15 protein-coding genes and 2 pseudogenes are annotated in these 19,868 nt (G+C 63.3%); 9 read left to right on the top strand and 8 right to left on the bottom strand.

Features of this window, described 5'->3' with window-relative positions:
- The first annotated feature begins 13 nt into the window (after positions 1 to 13).
- Both N7E02_RS16010 and nagA read left to right on the top strand, forming a co-directional pair.
- Positions 14 to 1,035 (top strand): annotated as a pseudogene (locus tag N7E02_RS16010) (SIS domain-containing protein).
- On the top strand, positions 1,032 to 2,189 hold the full coding sequence (nagA, locus tag N7E02_RS16005) for an N-acetylglucosamine-6-phosphate deacetylase (protein ID WP_286583165.1): 1,158 nt from the start codon (positions 1,032 to 1,034) through the stop codon (positions 2,187 to 2,189). The pseudogene N7E02_RS16010 and the gene nagA overlap by 4 nt, the downstream one beginning before the upstream one ends.
- Here nagA and N7E02_RS16000 read toward each other — a convergent pair.
- From N7E02_RS16000 to N7E02_RS15990, 3 genes and pseudogenes are all read right to left on the bottom strand, one after another.
- Positions 2,190 to 3,574: pseudogene (locus N7E02_RS16000) on the bottom strand (sensor histidine kinase). It abuts the gene before it with no gap.
- The gene (locus N7E02_RS15995; protein WP_286583163.1) at positions 3,571 to 4,248 is read right to left on the bottom strand and encodes a response regulator transcription factor; all 678 of its coding nucleotides are present in this window, start codon (positions 4,246 to 4,248) and stop codon (positions 3,571 to 3,573) included. The pseudogene N7E02_RS16000 and the gene N7E02_RS15995 overlap by 4 nt, the downstream one beginning before the upstream one ends.
- Positions 4,249 to 4,320: 72 nt before the next feature.
- Entirely contained in the window at positions 4,321 to 4,827 is a 507-nt protein-coding gene (locus tag N7E02_RS15990) for a DUF1993 domain-containing protein (protein ID WP_286583162.1), read from the bottom strand.
- Positions 4,828 to 4,989: 162 nt separating this feature from the next.
- Between N7E02_RS15990 and N7E02_RS15985 the strand changes: the two genes are divergently transcribed.
- From N7E02_RS15985 to N7E02_RS15970, 4 genes are all read left to right on the top strand, one after another.
- Positions 4,990 to 6,060: an ABC transporter substrate-binding protein gene (locus N7E02_RS15985; RefSeq protein WP_286583160.1), complete on the top strand. Its 1,071-nt coding sequence runs from the start codon at positions 4,990 to 4,992 to the stop codon at positions 6,058 to 6,060.
- Between the two features lie 224 nt (positions 6,061 to 6,284).
- Positions 6,285 to 7,229, top strand: a complete 945-nt coding sequence (locus N7E02_RS15980; RefSeq protein WP_286583157.1) for a Bug family tripartite tricarboxylate transporter substrate binding protein — start codon at positions 6,285 to 6,287, stop codon at positions 7,227 to 7,229.
- Entirely contained in the window at positions 7,226 to 7,717 is a 492-nt protein-coding gene (locus N7E02_RS15975; protein WP_286583155.1) for a tripartite tricarboxylate transporter TctB family protein, read from the top strand. Before N7E02_RS15980 ends, N7E02_RS15975 begins: the two co-directional genes overlap by 4 nt.
- 20 nt (positions 7,718 to 7,737) lie before the next feature.
- A complete protein-coding gene (locus tag N7E02_RS15970; protein ID WP_286583153.1) occupies positions 7,738 to 9,255 on the top strand; it encodes a tripartite tricarboxylate transporter permease in 1,518 nt (505 codons plus the stop codon).
- A gap of 194 nt (positions 9,256 to 9,449) precedes the next feature.
- Here the strand turns inward: N7E02_RS15970 and N7E02_RS15965 are convergent, their stop codons facing one another.
- From N7E02_RS15965 to N7E02_RS15945, 5 genes are all read right to left on the bottom strand, one after another.
- Entirely contained in the window at positions 9,450 to 10,379 is a 930-nt protein-coding gene (locus N7E02_RS15965) for a glutaminase (RefSeq protein WP_286583152.1), read from the bottom strand.
- A gap of 80 nt (positions 10,380 to 10,459) precedes the next feature.
- Positions 10,460 to 10,996: a winged helix DNA-binding protein gene (locus N7E02_RS15960; RefSeq protein WP_286583150.1), complete on the bottom strand. Its 537-nt coding sequence runs from the start codon at positions 10,994 to 10,996 to the stop codon at positions 10,460 to 10,462.
- A gap of 54 nt (positions 10,997 to 11,050) precedes the next feature.
- The gene (locus N7E02_RS15955) at positions 11,051 to 12,037 is read right to left on the bottom strand and encodes a TRAP transporter substrate-binding protein (protein WP_286583148.1); all 987 of its coding nucleotides are present in this window, start codon (positions 12,035 to 12,037) and stop codon (positions 11,051 to 11,053) included.
- A 23-nt stretch (positions 12,038 to 12,060) separates the two neighbouring features.
- Complete coding sequence (locus tag N7E02_RS15950) at positions 12,061 to 13,377, bottom strand: TRAP transporter large permease (protein WP_286583866.1); 1,317 nt, start codon at positions 13,375 to 13,377, stop codon at positions 12,061 to 12,063.
- A 2-nt stretch (positions 13,378 to 13,379) separates the two neighbouring features.
- Positions 13,380 to 13,964, bottom strand: coding sequence for a TRAP transporter small permease (locus N7E02_RS15945; protein ID WP_286583146.1), 585 nt, complete (start codon positions 13,962 to 13,964; stop codon positions 13,380 to 13,382).
- 199 nt (positions 13,965 to 14,163) lie between these two features.
- Here N7E02_RS15945 and N7E02_RS15940 point away from each other — a divergent pair, with 199 nt between their 5' ends.
- The 3 genes from N7E02_RS15940 (at position 14,164) to N7E02_RS15930 (ending at position 19,848) form a co-directional block, all read left to right on the top strand.
- The gene (locus N7E02_RS15940; protein ID WP_286583144.1) at positions 14,164 to 17,811 is read left to right on the top strand and encodes a hydantoinase B/oxoprolinase family protein; all 3,648 of its coding nucleotides are present in this window, start codon (positions 14,164 to 14,166) and stop codon (positions 17,809 to 17,811) included.
- Between the two features lie 19 nt (positions 17,812 to 17,830).
- The gene (locus N7E02_RS15935; protein WP_374730701.1) at positions 17,831 to 19,039 is read left to right on the top strand and encodes a TIGR03862 family flavoprotein; all 1,209 of its coding nucleotides are present in this window, start codon (positions 17,831 to 17,833) and stop codon (positions 19,037 to 19,039) included.
- A 92-nt stretch (positions 19,040 to 19,131) separates the two neighbouring features.
- Positions 19,132 to 19,848, top strand: a complete 717-nt coding sequence (locus tag N7E02_RS15930) for a YoaK family protein (RefSeq protein ID WP_286583142.1) — start codon at positions 19,132 to 19,134, stop codon at positions 19,846 to 19,848.
- The last annotated feature ends 20 nt before the right edge of the window (positions 19,849 to 19,868 follow it).

Here is a 19,868-nt window from a genome sequence, read left to right as displayed (position 1 = left end):
CGAGGACCGCACGATGCAGACCCATATGCGCCAGGAGATCAACGAGATACCGGAAGCCGTCGCGCGCCTGCTCGACCGATCGGCTGCGGATCTCACAGAGGCCGGTCAGGCATTGCGCGACAGGAACCCGGCTTTCCTCGTCACCATCGCCCGCGGCTCTTCCGACCACGCCGCGACCTTCATCAAATATGCCGTCGAACTGACCGCCGGACGGCCGGTTGCATCGCTCGGGCCATCGCTCGCCTCCATCTACGGCGCGAAGCTGCAGCTTGCCGGCGGTGCGGCGATCGCGATTTCGCAATCGGGCAAGAGCCCCGACATCGTCGCCATGGCCGATGCGGCAACCAAGGGCGGCGCGGTGACGATCGCGCTCACCAACACGCTACCCTCGCCGATCGCCGAGGCCTCGCTGCATGCCGTCGATATCAGCGCCGGCCCGGAGCTCGCGGTCGCGGCGACAAAATCCTTCGTCAATTCCATCGTCGCGGGCTTGGCCCTGCTTTCCGAATGGGCTGGCGACGAAGCGCTGAAGGCTGCTGTTCGCGCCTTGCCCGGCCATCTGGAAAAGGCTGTCGAACTGGACTGGGGGCATTTGCCGACGAACTCGGCGAGGCGGAATCTCTCTACATGCTAGGGCGTGGCCCGGCGCTGGCGATCGCCAGCGAGGCGGCACTCAAATTCAAGGAAACCTCCAACATGCACGCGGAAGCCTATTCGGCGGCCGAAGTGCTGCATGGACCGGTCGCACTGGTGGAAAAGCGGTTCCCGGTGCTGACCTTCGCGGCCCGCGATGCGGCGGAGGCTTCCGCCATCGAGATTGCCGACAGCCTTGCAGGCAAGGGCGCGCTCGCCTTTGCGACATCCGACAGGCTCAAGACCGCGCGTTCGCTGCCCTTCGTCGCGACCGGCCATCCGCTCACCGATGCGCTGGCGCTGATCGTGCCGTTCTACGGTTTCGTCGAAGCCTGGTCACGCTCGAAGGGTTTCAATCCAGACCAGCCGGCAGCGCTGAAGAAGGTCACTGAAACCCTATGACGCAAGCAAAGGCACTGATCGGCAATCGCATCTTTGACGGCACGACATGGCATGACGATTCCGCCGTGGTCCTCCAGAACGGCAAGATCACGAGCATCGAGCCGGTCTCCTCGCTCGGCTCCGATATCGAGCGGATCGAGGGCGGCGAGATCATCGCGCCGGGTTTCATCGACCTGCAGGTCAATGGCGGCGGCGGCGTGCTGCTCAACGAAGAACCGACGGTCGAGGGGCTCGCGACGATCTGCGCGGCCCATGCCAAGTTCGGCACGACGGCGCTCCTGCCGACGCTGATCACCGATACGTTCGAGATCACGTCGCGCACCGTTGCGGCCGGGATAGAGGCGAAAAACCGGGGCATTCCGGGCTTTCTCGGCCTGCATCTGGAAGGCCCGCATCTGTCGATCGCCCGTAAAGGCGCGCATGATCCGACGCTGATCCGGCCGATGGAGGATGCCGACCTCGATCTCATTCTCTCCTGCGGTGCCGCACTCGATGCGCTGATGGTGACGATCGCGCCGGAAAGCGTATCGCCGGAACAGGTGGCGACGCTTGCCCGGGCCGGCATCACGGTCAGCCTCGGCCATACCGAAGCGAGTTACGAGATCGCCTGCCTTTATGCGCAGGCGGGCGTCCGTACCGTGACCCATCTCTTCAATGCGATGAGCCCGCTCGGACATCGCGAACCAGGCCTCGTCGGAGCTGCGCTCGATATCGGCGGGCTCAATGCCGGGTTGATCGCCGACGGCATCCATGTGCATCCTGCTGCGATGGCGGCCGCCTTGCGCGCCAAGCGGGGGCCGGGGCGGATTTTTCTCGTCACCGACGCGATGTCGCCGATCGGCACCGATATGACATCCTTCACCCTCAACGGCCGCGAGATCCTGCGCCGCGACGGCAAGCTGACGCTTTCCGACGGCACGCTGGCAGGCGCCGATATCGACATGGCCTCGTCGGTGCGGCTGGTTCACCAGACACTCGGCCTGCCGCTTGAGGAGGCCCTGCGCATGGCCTCGCTCTATTCGGCGGAAGCAGCGCAGGTTTCGGAATCCAAAGGCAGGATTGCCCCCGGCTTCGATGCCGATTTCGTCGTGCTGAACGGCAATGTCGAGGCGCAAAGCACCTGGATTGGTGGAGAATGCGTTTACCGCGGTTGATCACGCCGCGGCAAAACTGACGCGGACCTTCAGCCCTTTGCCTTCACGTCCCTCGGAGAGAACAAGGCTTGCACCATGCAGTCTTGCGATCTCCTCGACGATCGGCAATCCGAGACCCGTGCCCGCTCGCTCGCCTGGCTCACCACGCTCGAAGCGCTTGAGAACCGTCTCGCGACGTGCAGGCGGAATGCCGGGACCGTTGTCCTCGACCTCCGCGACCGGATTGCCATCTTCCGCATTGACACGAACCGTCACCTCGGCGCCGCTTCCGGCATAGAGGAGCGCATTGGAGACAAGGTTCTTCACCAGTTCGCCGATCAGGATCGGCTCTACCACGGCGCGCACCTCGCCCTCCCCTCGAAGCCGAGATCGATGCCGGCCTCGGCAGCCGGGGGCACATGATCCGCTGTGACGCTACGGACGAGATCGACCAGATCGACTTCGCGCATGGTGGAGGATCGGCTGGCGGAATCGATGCGGGCCATCAGCAGGAGCTGCGCGAGGATGTGTTCGGCGCCGCCGACCGCCTCGTCGGCCCGTTCCGTCGCCTTCCGTATCTCGGCGAGATCCGTTGCCCGGCCGGCCAGCGCCAGATGGGTGCGGACGATGGCAAGCGGCGTGCGCAACTGATGGCCGGCATTGCCGGTGAAATGGCGCAGGGCATCGAGCGCACCTTCCAGCCGCACCATGAAGGAATTGACCGTATCGACCAGCCCCTGGACCTCGCTCGGCACCCGCTCGGTGATCGGCGCAAGATCATCCGGACTGCGTTCGGCAAGCGCCTCGCTGAACCGGTAGAGCGGTCGCAGCGACAGCGTCACCGCCACCCAGACGATGACGGCGGCGCCGAGGATCATGAACAGGATGCGCAGCGCCGAACGCAGCAGGATGGCGCGAGTCAACTGCTGGCGGGCAATCGTCGTTTCGGCGACCGTGACGGTAAAGGGGACGGAATTGATGCCCGTCGAGGCGGATCTCGTCAGTGCTGCGACGCGGATCGGCTCGCCGCGAAACGTGGAATCGCCGAAGGCCGCTGCCTGGCCTTCACGCCGGGCAATCGACGGCAGCGACTGATAGCCGGTGATAAAGGTGCCGGGCGGTCCGTCGACCCGGTAAAAAACCCGATCCTGGGCGGCCGATGTCAGCATTTCCAGCGCGACATAGGGAATGTCGACCTCGAGCGATCCATCCTCCGAGACGATGACCCGCTCGGCGATCGCCAGCGCCGAGCCGGCCAGAACCCGGTCGGACACCTCGTTCGCCGTATCGATCGCCTCGTCCCAGGTGTCGACCATGGCGATGGCGCCGATGACGGCGGTGGAGACGAGCAGCCATGCCAGCAGGCGGCGGCGGAGCGAATAGGCGCCTCGGAGCGCTGCCGTCATGATGCGGCGCTCACAGCTTCGAGATAATAACCGATCCCCCGCGCCGTCTTCACCGTCAGGCCATGGGGCATCAGCCGCTTTCTGAGCCGGCTCACATATTGCTCGATCGCATTGGCCGACAGGTCGTCGTCGAAGCCCGTCAGGGAGGCGACGATGGCATCCTTGGACACGACCTTACCCATGCGCAGGAAGAGCAGCTCCAGCAGCGCCACTTCGCGGGCGGGAATATCCAGCGGCGTGCCGTTGCAGGAAAAGCTGCGCGAGGTGAGATCGAAGGTGACGCCGCCATGGCTGACGACCGAGCTGCGCATGCTTGCCTGGCGGCGGAGAAGTACGCGGATACGCGCCTCGAATTCCGGCACATCGAAGGGTTTCGTCATGTAGTCGTCGGCGCCGAGATCGAGACCGCGCACGCGCTCCTCGGGCAGGCCGCGCGCGGTCAGGATCATCACCGCCGAGCGGTTCTGCCTCGCCCGCATTGCCCTCAGCACATCAAGCCCGTCCATTTCCGGCAGGTTCAGGTCGAGGATGACGAGATCATAGCCCTGTGCCGCGGTCGCGGCCTCGGCGGATGCGCCGTCTCCGACGAGATCGACGACATAGCCGCTTCCTTTCAGAATGGCGGACAGGCCCTCGGCCAGAGCCTGATTGTCCTCGACCAGAAGTATGCGCACGAAAAATCCCCGCTTTGGCGGGGATTATTATCGTCGCGAGGCGCAGATGTCACGATCGCGCGTAGCCGATGGTCACGGCTTGCCGAGATAATCCATCTTGCCGATCGGCACGCCCTTGTGGCGCAGGATCGCATAGGCCGTCGAGACGTGGAAATAGAAGTTGGGAATGGCGAAGCCCAGCACATAGCCCGTGGCTGTGAAGCGCGTTTCGCCCGAGCGGGTCTTCACCGTGACTTCGGCATCCTCCCGGCCGATCATGCTGGCCGGATCGACGGATTTCAGAAAGGCGAAGGTCTTGTCGATGCGCGCATGCAGATCGGCAAAGGTGACCTCCTCGTCGGCCATGGCCAAGTTCTCCACCTGGCCGACGCGCACCGCGACGAATTTTGCGCTGTCGCTCGCCCGCTGGATCTGGCCCGTCAGCGGCAGCATGTCTTCGAACAGGCGGGATTCGAGAAGCTCCTTGTGCGCAAGGCCTTTCTCGTCGGCAAAGGCTTCGCCCTTTTTCAGGATATCGGTGAGATTGGCAAAGCCACGCAAGAAGGCGGGGACGGAAACGTCATAGAGCGAAAGCGACATGGGGATCTGACCTCATTGGCGAGCGGGAAAAGCCGCCCTCAGGTAGGCAGGAAAAACCGGCAAACAAGATGGGTGAAATCAGCGCCCGGACCTGTGCCCGATCGGCAACGGCGTGCGGCAGCTTGCCGCAGGCTTCCCGCTCGGGCATTCTTGGCAACCATGATGCGCATTTTTCCTATCCTCTGTCTCTGTCTTATCGCCCTGCCCGGCACGGCCGCGGCGGAAGTGCTGATGTTTCCGGCTCTGTCCGGCAACAAGGACGCACCCGTGCTCACCGTCTATTCGTCGCTGGACGAACCTCTGGCGAAGCCGATGATAACCGGTTTCCAGGCCGCCAATCCGGATGTCGCGGTCTCCTACGAAGACATGCTGACTGGCGAGATCTACGACCGGATCGTGCGCGAGACCGACGCCGGACAGAAGACCGCCGACTTCGCCTTCTCCTCGGCGATGGACCTGCAGGTGAAACTTGCCAATGACGGATACGCCCAGCGCAGCGACCTGCCGATGAGAGAGCGCTGGCCGGAATGGGCGAACTGGCGCAACACCGTCTATGCGCTCACCTTCGAGCCCGCCGTCTTCGTCTACAACAAGCCGAGCTTCAAGAATGCGCCGCCGCCTTCGACCCGGGCCGAGTTCATCGAGTTCCTGCAGAGCCATGCCGAGGAAGTCCACGGCCGGATCGGCACTTACGATATCGAACGCTCCGGCGTCGGCTTCCTGTTCATGTCGCGCGACCAGGAACAGTTTGGCGATATCTGGTCGGTGGTGAGGGCGATGGGTGCGGCCGGTGTCAAACTCTATTCGACGAGCGGCGCCATTCTCGAACGGGTCGCCGACGGCCGCTTCCTGCTCGGCTACAATATCGTCGGCTCCTATGCCGCGGACTGGGCCTCGCGCAGCCCGAATGTCGGCATCGTTCTGCCGAAGGACTATACCGTCGTCATGTCGCGCATCGGGCTCGTGCCGCAGGCGGCCGGCAATGCGGATCTCGGCAAGCGCTACCTGGAATTCTTCATGTCGAAGGAGGGCCAGACGATCATGGCGCGCGAGCTGCAGATCCCGGCTGTCAGCCCCGAAGTCGCCGGCAACAATACGGCGACGACGATGCGCGAAATGCTGGGCGGGCAATTGAAGCCCGTCCCCGTCAGTCTCGGCCTGATGGTCTATCTCGACCAAGTCAAGCGCGCGCGGCTGATCTCGAAATGGAATGACGAGTTGCGCCATCAGTAAGGAATTCGGGCGATTTCGTGGCAAACACCCTTGCCAAACAGCAAGAGCAGGGGAAATGTCAGGTAGATGTCAGCTTGATATGCTGGCTTAGAACTATTCGAGACCCGTTCGGAGGCGGGATCGACTGGAAACGGGAGGAGGTCTGCGGGCGTAGTGCGCCTGCCATTAATCCTTTCGTTGCGCACAACACTTTCGTCCAAAGGACGTCAACGGAGGATATACCCTTGAAACATTTCCTGCTCGCTTCCTTCCTCGCGGGTGCAATCGCCCTTCCGGCGGCTGCGGCCGACTATTCGATCATCGCCCCGGCAGCACCGGGCGGCGGCTGGGACCAGACCGCCCGCACGATGCAGACCGTCATGCAGAAGGAGAAGATCTCCAACCGCGTGCAGGTGATGAACGTACCGGGCGCCGGCGGCACGATCGGTATTGCCCAGTTCGCCAGCCAGCAGAAGGGCAATGCGAACGCACTGCTCGTCGGTGGTTACGTCATGGTCGGCGCGATCCTCACCAACAAGTCGCCCGTCACCCTGAAGGACGTCACGCCGATCGCGCGCCTCACCGGCGAATACGAAGTCGTCGTCGTTCCGGCCTCTTCCGACATCCAGTCGATCGGCGACCTCGTCGAAAAGCTCAAGGCTGATCCGGGTTCGGTCTCCTGGGGCGGCGGCTCGGCCGGCGGCACCGACCATATCGGCGCAGGCCTGATCGCCAAGGCTGCCGGCGTCGATCCGACCAAGATCAACTACATCGCCTTCTCCGGCGGCGGCGAAGCACTGGCAGCAATCCTCGGCAGCCAGGTGACGGCCGGCATCTCGTCCTACGGCGAGTTCGAAAGCCAGATCAAGGCGGGTTCTCTGCGCCTGCTCGCGATCTCGTCGGAAGAAAAGGTCGAAGGCATCGACGCCCCGACGCTCAAGGAATCCGGCCTCGACGTCGTGCTGCAGAACTGGCGCATGGTTGCTGCCGCTCCCGGCATCACCGACGAGCAGAAGCAGGCCATCACCGCTGACATCGAAAAGCTGGTGAAGTCCGAAACCTGGCAGGAAAACCTGAAGACCAAGGGCTGGATGGACACCTATCTTTCCGGCGCTGCCTTCGATGAGCAGCTTGCTAAGGACATCGCCTCCACCGAGACGATCCTGAAAGAAATCGGACTGGTTAAATGAGCCTCGAGACCAACAAGACCAGCAAAGAGCGCCGCCCTGATTGGGCGGCGCTTGTCATTGCCGCCGTTCTTATCGCCGTTGCCGCCGTCATCTTCGTCGACGTATCCCGCCTGACGAGCACGACCGGCTATTCGCCGGTGGGTCCGGCCTCGGTCCCCTACTGGATCGCCTTCGGCCTCATCGGCCTTGCCATCTGGACCGTCTTCGCCGCCTTTCGCCGGGACTTTCCCGAGCGCGAGCGCCAGGAAGTCAGCCCGGTCCTTTGGGTCGTCGCCGGTCTTCTCGCCCAGATGATCCTGATCCGCTACGCCGGCTTCTCCATTGCCACCGGCCTTATGTTCGCTCTCGCGGCCCGGGGCTTCGGCGCCCGCAAGCTGTGGATGAGCATTCCGGTCGGAATCGTCATCTGTTTTGCCATCTGGTGGCTCTTTGCGATCGTTCTGCAGCTCTCGCTTCCCGCCGGCCCGATTGAAAACCTGTTCCTTTGACGGGAACAGGGAGTAACACCATGAGCACATTCGAATTCCTCCTCCAGGGCCTGGTCTCTGCCGCAGAGCCGATGAACCTGCTCTACGCGCTGATCGGCGTGACGCTCGGCACCATGGTCGGCGTCCTTCCCGGCATCGGCCCGGCGACCACCGTGGCGCTCCTGCTGCCGGTCACCTACCAGCTCGACGCGACCGGCTCGCTGATCATGTTCGCCGGCATCTATTACGGCGGCATGTATGGCGGTTCGACCACGTCGATCCTTCTCAACACACCCGGCGAAAGCGCCTCGATCGTCACCGCGCTCGAGGGCAACAAGATGGCCCGCGCCGGCCGCGGCGGTCCGGCACTTGCGACGGCCGCCATCGGCTCTTTCGTCGCCGGCCTGATCGCGACGCTCGCGCTCGCCTTCGTCGCGCCCTATATCGTCAAGCTGGCGCTTGTCTTCGGCCCGCGCGAATATTTTGCGCTGATGGTGCTCGCCTTCGTCACCGTGTCGTCCGCCTTCGGCAACTCGACGCTGCGCGGTCTCACCTCGCTGTTCATCGGTCTCTCGCTGTCGCTCGTCGGCATCGACCAGCTGACCGGCCAGAACCGCCTCTCCTTCGGCGTTCCCGACCTGCTCGACGGCATCGAGGTGACGACTATGGCGGTCGCCATGTTCGCGATCGGTGAGACGCTTTATATCGCCGCCCAGGGCGCCCAGGCGCCTGACAAGATCGAAGCCATCAAGGGTTCGGTCTGGATGACGGCGCAGGACTGGGGTCGCTCGTGGAAGGCGTGGCTGCGCGGCACCGTGATCGGCTTCCCGATCGGCGCCATGCCTGCCGGTGGTGCAGAAATCGGCACCTTCCTGTCCTACGCAACGGAAAAGAAGCTGTCGAAGCATCCGGAAGAATTCGGCAATGGCGCGATCGAAGGCGTCGCCGGACCGGAAGCCGCCAACAATGCGTCCGCTGCCGGCACGTTGGTGCCGCTCCTGACACTCGGCCTGCCGACGTCTGCGACGGCCGCGATCATGCTCGCCGGCTTCCAGCAATACGGCCTGCAGCCTGGCCCGCTGCTGTTTGCGACCAATCCGCAGCTCGTCTGGGGCCTCATCGCCTCGCTCTTGATCGCCAACCTGATGCTGCTGGTCCTGAACCTGCCGATGATCGGCCTTTGGGTGAAGCTGCTCGCCATCCCGAAGCCGTGGCTCTATGCCGGCATTCTCGTGTTTGCGACGCTCGGCACGATCGGCGCCAACCCGTCGGTCTTCGAGCTCGGCATGCTGCTCGTCTTCGGTCTGATCGCCTATGTCATGCGCGTGTTCGACTATCCGATCGCGCCCGTGATCGTCGGCCTGATCCTCGGCCCGCTCGCCGAGCAGCAGCTGCGCCGCGCGCTGTCGATCAGCCAGGGCGACGTGACGGTGCTGTTCACCTCGCCGATCGCGGCCGTTCTGCTGATCATCGCGGCCATCGCGCTGATCCTGCCGCTCGTGCTTCGCCTGCGCGGCCGCGGCGACGTGCTGACGCAGATGGCTGCCAGCGAAGACTGAGAACCCGTCCTCCCAAGACGAAAAAAGCCCGGCGCTCCAGATGGAGGCCGGGCTTTTTGCTGCAACAACCACACTGTCATCCTCGGCCTTGTGCCGAGGATCTAATCACGCCTCCAAAACCGAAACGTGGACAGATGCTCGGGACAAGCCCGAGCATGACGAACAGGGCATTCGCCTGGGTCGAAGGGCGAAGCTTAATGCCCAAACACCGACCAGCCGGTCATGTCCGCGAACATTTCCAGTGCCAGCGAGCCGATCAGCGAATTGCCATTGTGATTGAGGCCGGGCGACCAGACGGCGATCGAGGCCTTGCCGGGCGCCACGGCCAGGATGCCGCCACCGACACCGCTCTTGCCCGGCAGGCCGACGCGATAGGCGAATTCGCCCGAACCGTCATAATGGCCGCAGGTCAGCATCAGCGCGTTGATGCGCCGCGCCCGCTGGCTGGAGACGACCGTGTGGCCGGTCATCGGATTGCGGCCGTTCGCGGCGAGGAAAAGCCCCGACCGCGCAAGCTGGGTGCAGGTCATGGCAATGGCGCAATGGTGAAAATAGACGCCGAGCACATGCTCGACCGGATGAGTGATCTTGCCGAAGGAGCGCATGAAATTGGCGAGCGCGAAATTGCGGAAACCCGTCGCCTCTTCCGATTTCGCCACGGACGGATCGATCGCAATCGTCTCGTCCTCGGCGAGGTAACGGACGAAGCGGAGAATTTCGCCGATCGCCTCCGCCGGCGTATGGCCGGCCAGCACCAGATCGCTGACGGCGATCGCACCGGCATTGATGAAGGGATTGCGCGGCTTGCCTTCCTCATGCTCCAGCTGGACGATGGAGTTGAAGGCCGAACCCGACGGCTCGCGGCCGACGCGGTTCCACGTCGTTTCGCCATGCTTGCCGAGCGCCAGCGTCAGGGTGAAGACCTTGGATATGCTCTGGATGGAGAAAGGCTCGTCGCAGTCGCCGGCCTTGTGTATCTGGCCGTCGACGGTCACCACCGCCATGCCGAAGCTTTTAGGATCGACATAGGCGAGCTGGGGAATGTAATCCGCCACCTTGCCTTCGCCCAGCCGCCCCTGCAGCTTAGAATGGATTTCATCGACGATTGCCTGCAGGTCTGTCATCGCGTCTCCGGGCGTGATCTTCGTGTGGGCATATATGCCATACCGCTCTAACGCGGCGACGCCGATCCGTGAAGCCCCGCCTATAGAGATGCCGCGGCGCGGGCTGCCTGGTCGTAATGGCCGGAAAGCGCCCGCAGCCTTGCCGCCACCTGCGACAGGCTTTCCGTCGAGACCTCGGTCGACAGCACCGACTTCACCAGAAGGCTTTCGCGCGTCGCCTTGTAACGGGCGCACGCGTCGGCACCGGCTTCCGTCACCATGACCAGCTTTTCCTTGCCGCGGCGGCCGGACTTGATCAATTTCAGCCGCTCCAGCTTCTTCAGTGCGTAGGTCACGACATGGGTGTCCTCGATATTCAGCACGAGGGCGATATCGGCCAGCGTCTTTGGCTTGTTGCGGCTGTTGATGTTGTGCAGCACGAGAATGTCGACCGGCGAGAGATCCGGGACGCCGGCGGCGGCCATGCAGCGAACCATCCAGCGGCTGAAGGCGTGGTTGAGCATGACGAGGCCGAATTCGATCTCCGACAGCGCCGGCAGCGCGCCGCTCGCCAGATGTTCGGAAGACACGATCGGGCCGAGACTGTCCTTCGCCACGGGCTCGTTCTCTTGTGACATGCGCCTCTCCCACAAAGAGAAGCGCCGCGGCAGGATTGCCGCGGCGCCCTTCGATCACTTCTTGTAGGCGTCGAGAATGGCCTGACCTTCGGCACCGGCCTTTTTCGACCAGTCTTCGGTCAGCTTCGCACCGACTTCCGACAGGCCGCTCTTCAGCTCTGCGGAGGGTTCCAGAACCTGCATGCCGTTCTGTTTCAGCGTGTCCATGTAGGACTTGGTCTTTTCGGCAGCGAGCGCCCAGCCACGGGTTTCGGCGGCAGCGGCCGCATCCGTCACGGCCTTCTGGACGGCTGGATCGAGCGCGGCGAAGGCCGCCTTGTTGACGAAGATGGCGTTCTTCGGGATCCAGGCTTGGGTGTCGTAATAGTGGGTCAAAGATTCCCAGATCTTGCTGTCGACGCCCGTCGCCGACGAGGTCATCAGGCCGTCGACGACGCCTGTCGCAAGCGCCTGCGGCAGTTCCGCTGCCTGGACGGTGACCGGCTGGGCACCAACCAGTTCGGCAATGCGCGACGTGCCGACATTATAGGCGCGCCACTTCAGGCCCTTCAGGTCGGCGACGCTGTTGATGTCCTTCTTGGTATAGACACCCTGCGGCGGCCAGGGCGTGGTGTAGAGAAGCTTCAGGCCCTGTTTGTCGAGCGCCTGTTCGATTGCCGGCTTGGAAGCATCGTAAAGCTTCTTTGACTGTTCGAAACTGGTCGCGAGGAAGGGCACGACGTCAATGCCGTAGACCGGGTTCTCGTTCTCATGCAGCGACAGGAGCACTTCGCCGGCCTGCGCCTGGCCTGTCTGGACCGCGCGCTTGATTTCCGGCGCCTTGAACAGCGAGGCATTCGGGTGGACGGTGATCTTCAGCGCACCGCTGGTCGCGGTATCGACGTCCTTGGCGAATTGGTTCAAGTTTTCGACATGATAGTTTGCCGGTGGATAGGCGGATGGCAGGACCCAGGCGGTCTGCGCCAGCGCCGCACCCGCGCCGGCGATGAAGGCCGCAGCGGTGAGGCTGAGGCTTTTCAGCGTCTTGAAATGCATGGTCATGTTTTCATTCCCCTTTTTGAGCTTTATCCCGGATAAACCATTCGTGGCAGGACCAGCACGATTTCCGGGAAAATCGTGAGGATGGCGACCGTCGCCAGAAGCAGGAAGAAGAAGGGCAGCGCGGCTTTCGCAACTGTCAGGCTATCGCGTCCGCTCATCGTCTGCAGGACGAAGAGGTTAAAACCGACCGGCGGGGTGATCTGCGCCATCTCCACCATCAGCACCAGGAAGATGCCGAACCAGACGAGGTCGAAGCCGGCCTGCTGGATCATCGGCAGCACGACGACGGTCGTCAGCACGATCATCGACAGGCCATCGATGGCGCAGCCGAGCAGGACATACATCAGCGTCAAGACGGCAATCAGCGCGAAGGGGCTGAGCTGGAAGCTGTCGACCCAGGTGGCGAGCGCATTCGGGATGCCGGTATAGCCCATGGCGATCGACATGTAGCCGGCACCGACAAGGATCAGCATGATCATCGAGGTCATGCGCGTGGCACCCATGACGCTTTCCACAAAGCTCTTCCAGGTGAGCGCCTTCTGGAAAAACGCGATGACCAGCGCGCCGAGCACGCCCCAGGCGGCGCATTCCGTCGCCGTTGCCCAGCCCAGCATCAAGGCACCGAAGACTGTCAGGATCAGTGCCGCAAGTGGAATGAGGTTCAGCGTCTGCTTCAGCTTTTCACTGAGCGGCATTTTCGGCTCCGGCGCCGGGCTCTGGTCGGGATTGGCAAGATGCCAGACGATGATGGCGCCCATGTAAAGTGCCATGACGATGACGGCGGGCACGAGACCAGCCATGAACATCTGGATGATCGAGACATTGGCCGCTACCGCATAAACGATCATCGGGATCGACGGCGGCACGAGGAAGCCGAGCGTGCCTGCACCGGCCAGCGAACCGAGGGCGATCTTCTCGTTATAGCCGCGCTTCTTCAGTTCCGGCAGGGTGATCTTGGCGACCATCGCCGTCGTCGCGGCAGACGAGCCCGACACGGCGCCGAACAGGCCGCAACCGAGAACGTTGACATGAACGAGCCGGCCCGGCACCCAGTTCAGCCAGGGCGACAGACCGCGGAACATTTCGTCCGACAACCTTGTGCGATAGAGAATTTCGCCCATCCAGATGAAGAGCGGCAGGGCGGCAAGGCTCCAGGAGGCGGAACCGCTCCAGGCATTGGTGGCAAGCGCCGCCCCGAGCTGAATGCCGGCAGGGGCGAACTGCATGGCGATGAAGCCGCAGATCAGCAGCGCCAGGCCGATCCAGACACCGCCGATGAGCAGCAGCAGCATGGCGCCGAGAATGAGACCGGATATTTCGACGAGATAGCTGGCATCCATCGTCACACCCCGCTTTCCATGACGCGCTCGATGATTTCCTCGTCCGTCTTGGCGGCAGGCTTCTCATAGCGCGGGCTACCGCCGAAGATGACGTGCAGCAGCTCGTCGACGAAGGCGATGGCAAGGACGACGAGGCCGACCGACATGCCGAGCTGCGGGATCCAGAGCGGCACGGCGATGACGCCCTGCGAAACATCGTTGAAGACCCAGGACATCCAGGTCATGTCGACCGCGTACCAGGCGAAATAGAGCACCGCCAGCGTGCCGATCAGCGTGCAGACGATCTCGATCACATGCCGTGGCTTGCCGCTGATGCGGTCGATGACGAGGCCCATGCGGATGAGTTCTGCCGAGCGGAACGTATGGGCAAGCGCCAGGAAGGCGCAGGCGGCCATGCACCAGGCGGTGAAATCGTCGCCCGCCGGAATATCGATGCCCAGCGGACGGCCGGCCGAAAGCGAGAGCATGAGGACGAAGATTGCGACGAGAAATACGCCGCCAAGATAGCTGGCGCCGAGATAGAGACCATCCAGCATTTTGCGCAGGGGTTCGGGAAAAATGCTATGGCGTGGATCAGCGGTGGACATGGCATGCCCTCCGCTCAAAAATGCGGAAATCGCTCATGTGGCTTCCCCTCGGTTGCCGTTGCGGACGCGGCTCTTTCGGCCGCCTTGCCCGTTCGATAGGCATGATGCAGCATTGAGCATTTTCCTGTCAATCAATCATTGACGTTTTATCGACGAACTGTTTTCGTTAGGCCAAAACGAGCTTTGAGAGGGGCGCAAAATGGCTGGCGACACACAGGCGGTGACTGGCGCGAAGTGGGATTTCTGGATTGATCGTGGCGGCACGTTTACCGATATCGTCGGCCGCAAGCCGGACGGAACGCTGGTCGCCCACAAGGTCCTGTCGGAAAATCCCGAAGCCTATCGCGATGCTGCGGTGCAGGGCATTCGTGAGCTCTTGGGTTGTGCCGCGGGCGAACCGATCCCGTCGGGCCTGATTGGCGCGGTGAAGATGGGCACGACAGTTGCCACCAATGCGCTGCTCGAGCGCAAGGGCGAAAAGACTTTGCTCGTCACCACCCGTGGCTTCCGCGATGCGCTGGCGATCGGCTACCAGGCCCGCGCCGACATCTTTGCCAAGAGGATCATCAAGCCGGAACTGCTCTACAGCGTCGTGGTCGAGGTGGACGAGCGCGTCCGCGCCGATGGCGAGGTCGAGGAGGCACCGGATGAAGCGACCGTCCGCACTGATCTGCAGGCCCAGTTCGACGCCGGTTATCGCGCCATCGCCATCGTCTTCATGCACGCCTATCGTTACCCGGCTCACGAAGAGCTCGCCGCCGGGATCGCCCGCGAGATCGGTTTCACCCAGATCTCCGTCAGCCACGAGGTTTCGCCGCTGATCAAACTGGTCGGCCGGGGCGACACGACCGTGGTCGACGCCTATCTCTCGCCGATTCTGCGCCGCTACGTGGAGCAGGTGGCGGAAGAGCTCGGCGCGGATGCCAACGGCACCGGCGATGACGGCCCGCAGCTGATGTTCATGCAATCCTCTGGCGGACTTACCGCAGCAAGACTGTTCCAGGGCAAGGATGCGATCCTCTCCGGTCCTGCCGGTGGCGTGGTCGGCGCGGTCGAAACCTCGCGGCTTGCCGGTTTCGACAAGATGGTCGGTTTCGACATGGGCGGCACCTCCACCGACGTCTCCCACTATGATGGCGAGCTTGAGCGTTCCTTCGAAACCGAAGTTGCCGGCGTCAGGATGCGCGCGCCGATGATGTCGATCCACACGGTGGCGGCCGGCGGCGGCTCGATCCTGCATTTCGAGAACGGCCGCTTTCGCGCCGGGCCGGATTCCGCCGGCGCCAATCCAGGCCCCAAGGCCTATCGCCGCGGCGGGCCGCTGACCGTGACCGACGCCAATGTCATGCTCGGCAAGCTGTCGCCCGACCTTTTCCCGAAGATTTTTGGCCCGAACCGTGACCAGCCGCTCGATGCGGATGCGGTGCGCGCGGCCTTCGAGGACATGGCAAAGGTGGTCGGCGACGGCCGTACGCCGGAACAGGTGGCCGACGGCTTTCTTGCGATTGCGGTCGAAAACATGGCCAATGCGGTGAAGAAGATCAGCGTCCAGCGCGGCTATGACGTCACCCATTACGCGCTCACCTGCTTCGGCGGTGCAGGCGGCCAGCATGCCTGCCTCACCGCCGATGCGCTCGGCATCTCGACCGTACTCATCCATCCCTTTTCCGGCATTCTGTCGGCCTATGGCATGGGCCTCGCCGATATCCGCGCCACCCGGCAGCGCACGGTCTCGGAAGGTCTTGCAGCCGCACTCTCCTCGCTCGGCCCGATCCGCGACGAACTGACGGCGGCTGTGCTTGGCGAAATGAGGAGCCAGGGCGTGGCGGAGGCGGATACGGAAGTCCTGCATCGTGCGCATCTACGCTATCAGGGCACGGATACGACTTTGTCCGTAACCGTGACCGATGCGGCCGAGATGACCGCCGCCTTCGAGACGGCACACAAGAAGCAGTTCGGCTTCATCTTCGAAAACCGCGAGATCATCTTCGAGGCCTATGAGGTCGAAGCCATCGGCGGCGGCGCGGATTCGTCAGAACCCGAATTTGCGCTCGATGCCGCCGCTCCGAAGTCGGCGGAAAGCTCGAAATTCTTCTCCGGCGGCGCATGGCGAGAGGCACCGATCTATCGTCGTTCCGATATCGCACCCGGTGCACGCGCCAACGGTCCCTGCCTGATCGTCGAGCCGCACCAGACGATCGTGGTCGAAGACGGCTGGGCCTTCGAGATCACCAGGCTGAACCATGTCGTCCTGAAGCGCGTCGCCGAGCCTTCCCGCGCCAGGGCCGTCGGCACGCAGGCCGATCCGGTTCTGCTGGAAGTGTTCAACAACCTGTTCATGTCGATCGCCGAACAGATGGGCGTGACGCTGCAGAACACCGCCTCCTCGGTGAACATCAAGGAACGCCTCGACTTCTCCTGCGCCGTGTTCGACGAAAACGGCGCCCTCGTTGCCAATGCCCCGCATATGCCAGTGCATCTCGGCTCGATGGACCGTTCGGTGGAAAGCGTGATTGCGCAGAACAAGGGCAAGATCCGCCCCGGCGACGTGTTCGCCCTCAACGCTCCCTATAATGGCGGCACGCATCTGCCGGATATCACGGTCGTCACGCCCGTTTTCGATGACGCGGGCAAGAACATTTTGTTCTACGTCGCCTCGCGCGGCCACCATGCCGATGTCGGCGGCACCGCGCCCGGTTCCATGACGCCGCTGGCCACCACGGTGAACGAGGAAGGCGTGCTGTTCGACAACGTGCTGCTGGTCGATCGTGGCCGGTTCGACGAGGCGGGCATCACGAACCTGCTCTCCGACCATCCCTACCCTGCCCGTAACGTCGCCCAGAACGTCGCCGACCTTCGCGCCCAGATTGCCGCCAACGAAAAGGGCGTGCACGAGATGCGCAAGATGATCGGCCAGTTCGGCCTAGACGTCGTGCAAGCCTATATGGGCCATGTGCAGGACAATGCGGAGGAAAGCGTCCGCCGCGTGCTGGAAAAGCTGAACGACGCGGAATTCGCCTACACGACAGACCAAGGCAGTACGATCAAGGTGAAGATCACCGTCGACAAGCAGAAACGCGAGGCGACCGTCGATTTCACCGGCACCAGCGAGCAGAAAAAGAACAATTTCAACGCTCCCGAACCGGTCACCCGTGCCGCCGTGCTTTATGTCTTCCGCGTCATGGTGGAAAGCTCCATCCCGATGAATGCCGGCTGCCTCAAGCCGATCAAGATCATCGTGCCGGAGGGCTCGATGCTGAAGCCGCAATATCCGGCGGCAGTTGTTGCCGGCAATGTCGAGACGTCACAGCATGTGACCAATGCGCTGTTCGGGGCGCTCGGCGCGATTGCGGCGAGCCAGGGCACGATGAACAATCTCACCTTCGGCAATGCCACCTACCAGTATTACGAGACGCTATGCTCCGGCTCACCGGCCGGCCGGTTCAACGACGGCACCGGCTTTGCCGGCACGGATGCGGTGCATGTCCACATGACGAACTCGCGCCTCACCGACCCGGAAATCCTGGAAACGCGCTATCCGGTCCTGCTGGAAGATTTCCACATCCGCGAGAACTCCGGCGGCAAGGGCGCGTTTTCGGCCGGAGACGGCACCAAGCGGACGATCCGTTTCCTCGAAAAGATGGATTGCGCCATCCTCTCGTCGCACCGGACGATCAAGCCTCACGGGCTCGACGGCGGCGAGGAAGGCCAGCTCGGCCTCACCACCGTGCGCCGAGTCGACGGCACCATCGAAGAACTCAAAGGCTGCGATCAGACCGTCATCCACGCGGGCGAAGCGGTGACCGTCGTCACACCGACGGCCGGAGGCTATGGAAAAGAGGAGTGATCTGCCTTAACCGGAGATCATGACGAAACAGGTTGCGATCATCGGCGGCGGGCCGGCGGGACTGATGGCGGCGGAGGTACTTTCCGCCGCAGGTCATGCCGCGACCGTCTACGACGCGATGCCGACCTTCGCGCGCAAATTTCTGCTTGCCGGAAAATCCGGGCTGAACATCACCCATTCGGAAGAGTTTTCACGCTTTGCCGAACGCTTCGGCATGGCCTCATCGCGATTGCGGCCGGCGCTCGATGCCTTCACGCCGGAAGACGTGCGCCAATGGGCAGCCGACCTCGGCACTGAAACATTCACCGGCACGTCCGGCCGTGTCTTCCCGACCGCGATGAAGGCATCACCGCTGTTGCGTGCCTGGCTGAAGCGGCTTGAAGCCCAAAGTGTGACGCTCAAGACCCGGCACCGCTGGATCGGCTTCGATGACAATGGATATCGCTTTGAAACGCCGGACGGCGCAATCACCGTCCGGCCGGATGCCGCTCTCCTCGCGCTCGGCGGCGCAAGCTGGCCACGGCTCGGTTCGGATGCCGCCTGGGTGCCGTGGCTTCGGGATCAGGGCGTCAACGTCAACGCCCTGATCCCGGCCAATTGCGGTTTTGACGTCGCCTGGAGCGACGTCTTCGTCGAGCGTTTCGCCGGCGCGCCGCTGAAGTCGGTCGTGACGACCTCCGACGCCGGCAGCCATCAGGGCGAGTTCGTGATCTCGAAACACGGGATCGAGGGCAGTCTCGTCTATGCCCATTCCGCCGCCCTGCGCGACCGGCTTTCCGCCACCGGTCAAGCGGCACTGGTCGTCGACCTGATGCCCGGCCGAAGCGTTGAGCGTCTCGTCCGTGACCTCTCCCGCCAGGATGCCAAGGCGAGCTTTTCCAACCGGCTGCGCAAGGGTGCCGGGATCGACGGCGTCAAGGCAGCGCTCATTCGCGAACTCGCGCCGGATGCCAATCGCATGGCGCCGGAACAACTGGCGGCATTGATCAAGGCCCTGCCCATCCCGCTGCTGCGTCCGCGCCCGATCGCCGAGGCTATCTCGTCAGCCGGCGGCATCGCCTGGGACGCAATCGACCAAGGCTATATGTTGAAGACAAAACCCGGCCTCTTTGCCGCCGGCGAGATGCTGGACTGGGAGGCCCCGACAGGCGGCTATCTGCTGACCGCCTGTTTCGCCACCGGCCGTGCCGCCGCACGGGGCATGATCAACTGGATGAAAGACCGTTAAATCCGGCCAGACGGCATGTTTGCAGTCGTGCATTGTCCTGGATCAATGCCGGATGCAGAATCCCCGGCAGCATTGGTGGCTGCGAGGGCTTCATGACACGGCAGAGACGTCGGCATATCATTCACAGGCGCAGAACCGCGACCGGGCTGGCGCTGGTTGCGGCCATTTCCTTCATTGCGGGCATGACGGATGCGGTGGGCCTGCTGCTCTCCGGCGACTTCGTTTCCTTCATGACGGGCAACACGACGCGCGCGGCGCTATCGTTCGCCGATGGCGATTATGGCCACGCGCTCATCCTGTTCTTCGCGCTCTGGGTCTTCATCCTCGGCAACGCGCTCGGCATCGTGCTTGCCCATACGCTGTCGGCCCGTCGTGCCTTCGTCGTTCTGTCGGGCGTGGCAATCCTGCTCGCCTTTGCCTCCATCGTCCCGGCCGATCAGCTGAGGCTGCAATTCTATCTCGTCGTCCTGTCCATGGGCATGATCAACGCGACAGTCGAACATATCGAAGGCCTGCCGATCGGCCTCACCTATGTAACGGGAGCGCTGTCCCGCTTTGGCCGCGGGATCGGTCGCTGGCTGGTCGGAGACCGCAACCCGACCGGTTGGCTGATCCAGTGCGTGCCATGGACGGGCATGGCCGGCGGCGCCGTCACCGGCGCCTTCCTCACCCATTATGCCGGCAGCCATGCACTGTGGATCGTTTCGGTCGCAACGCTCGCGCTCGCCTTCGTCACCGCACTCCTGCCGCGTTCGCTGCAGTTGCATTTTCAGCAGCCGATCGTTTCCGCCCGGCGCCGCGCCCTGTAAGCTTGCCGCCAAGAATCAAT

The sequence above is a fragment of the Terrirhizobium terrae genome, assembly GCF_030323265.1.
GTDB lineage: Bacteria > Pseudomonadota > Alphaproteobacteria > Rhizobiales > Rhizobiaceae > Neorhizobium.
Note: the sequence above shows the minus strand (reverse complement) of the source record. Positions and strands in the feature narration are given on the sequence as shown.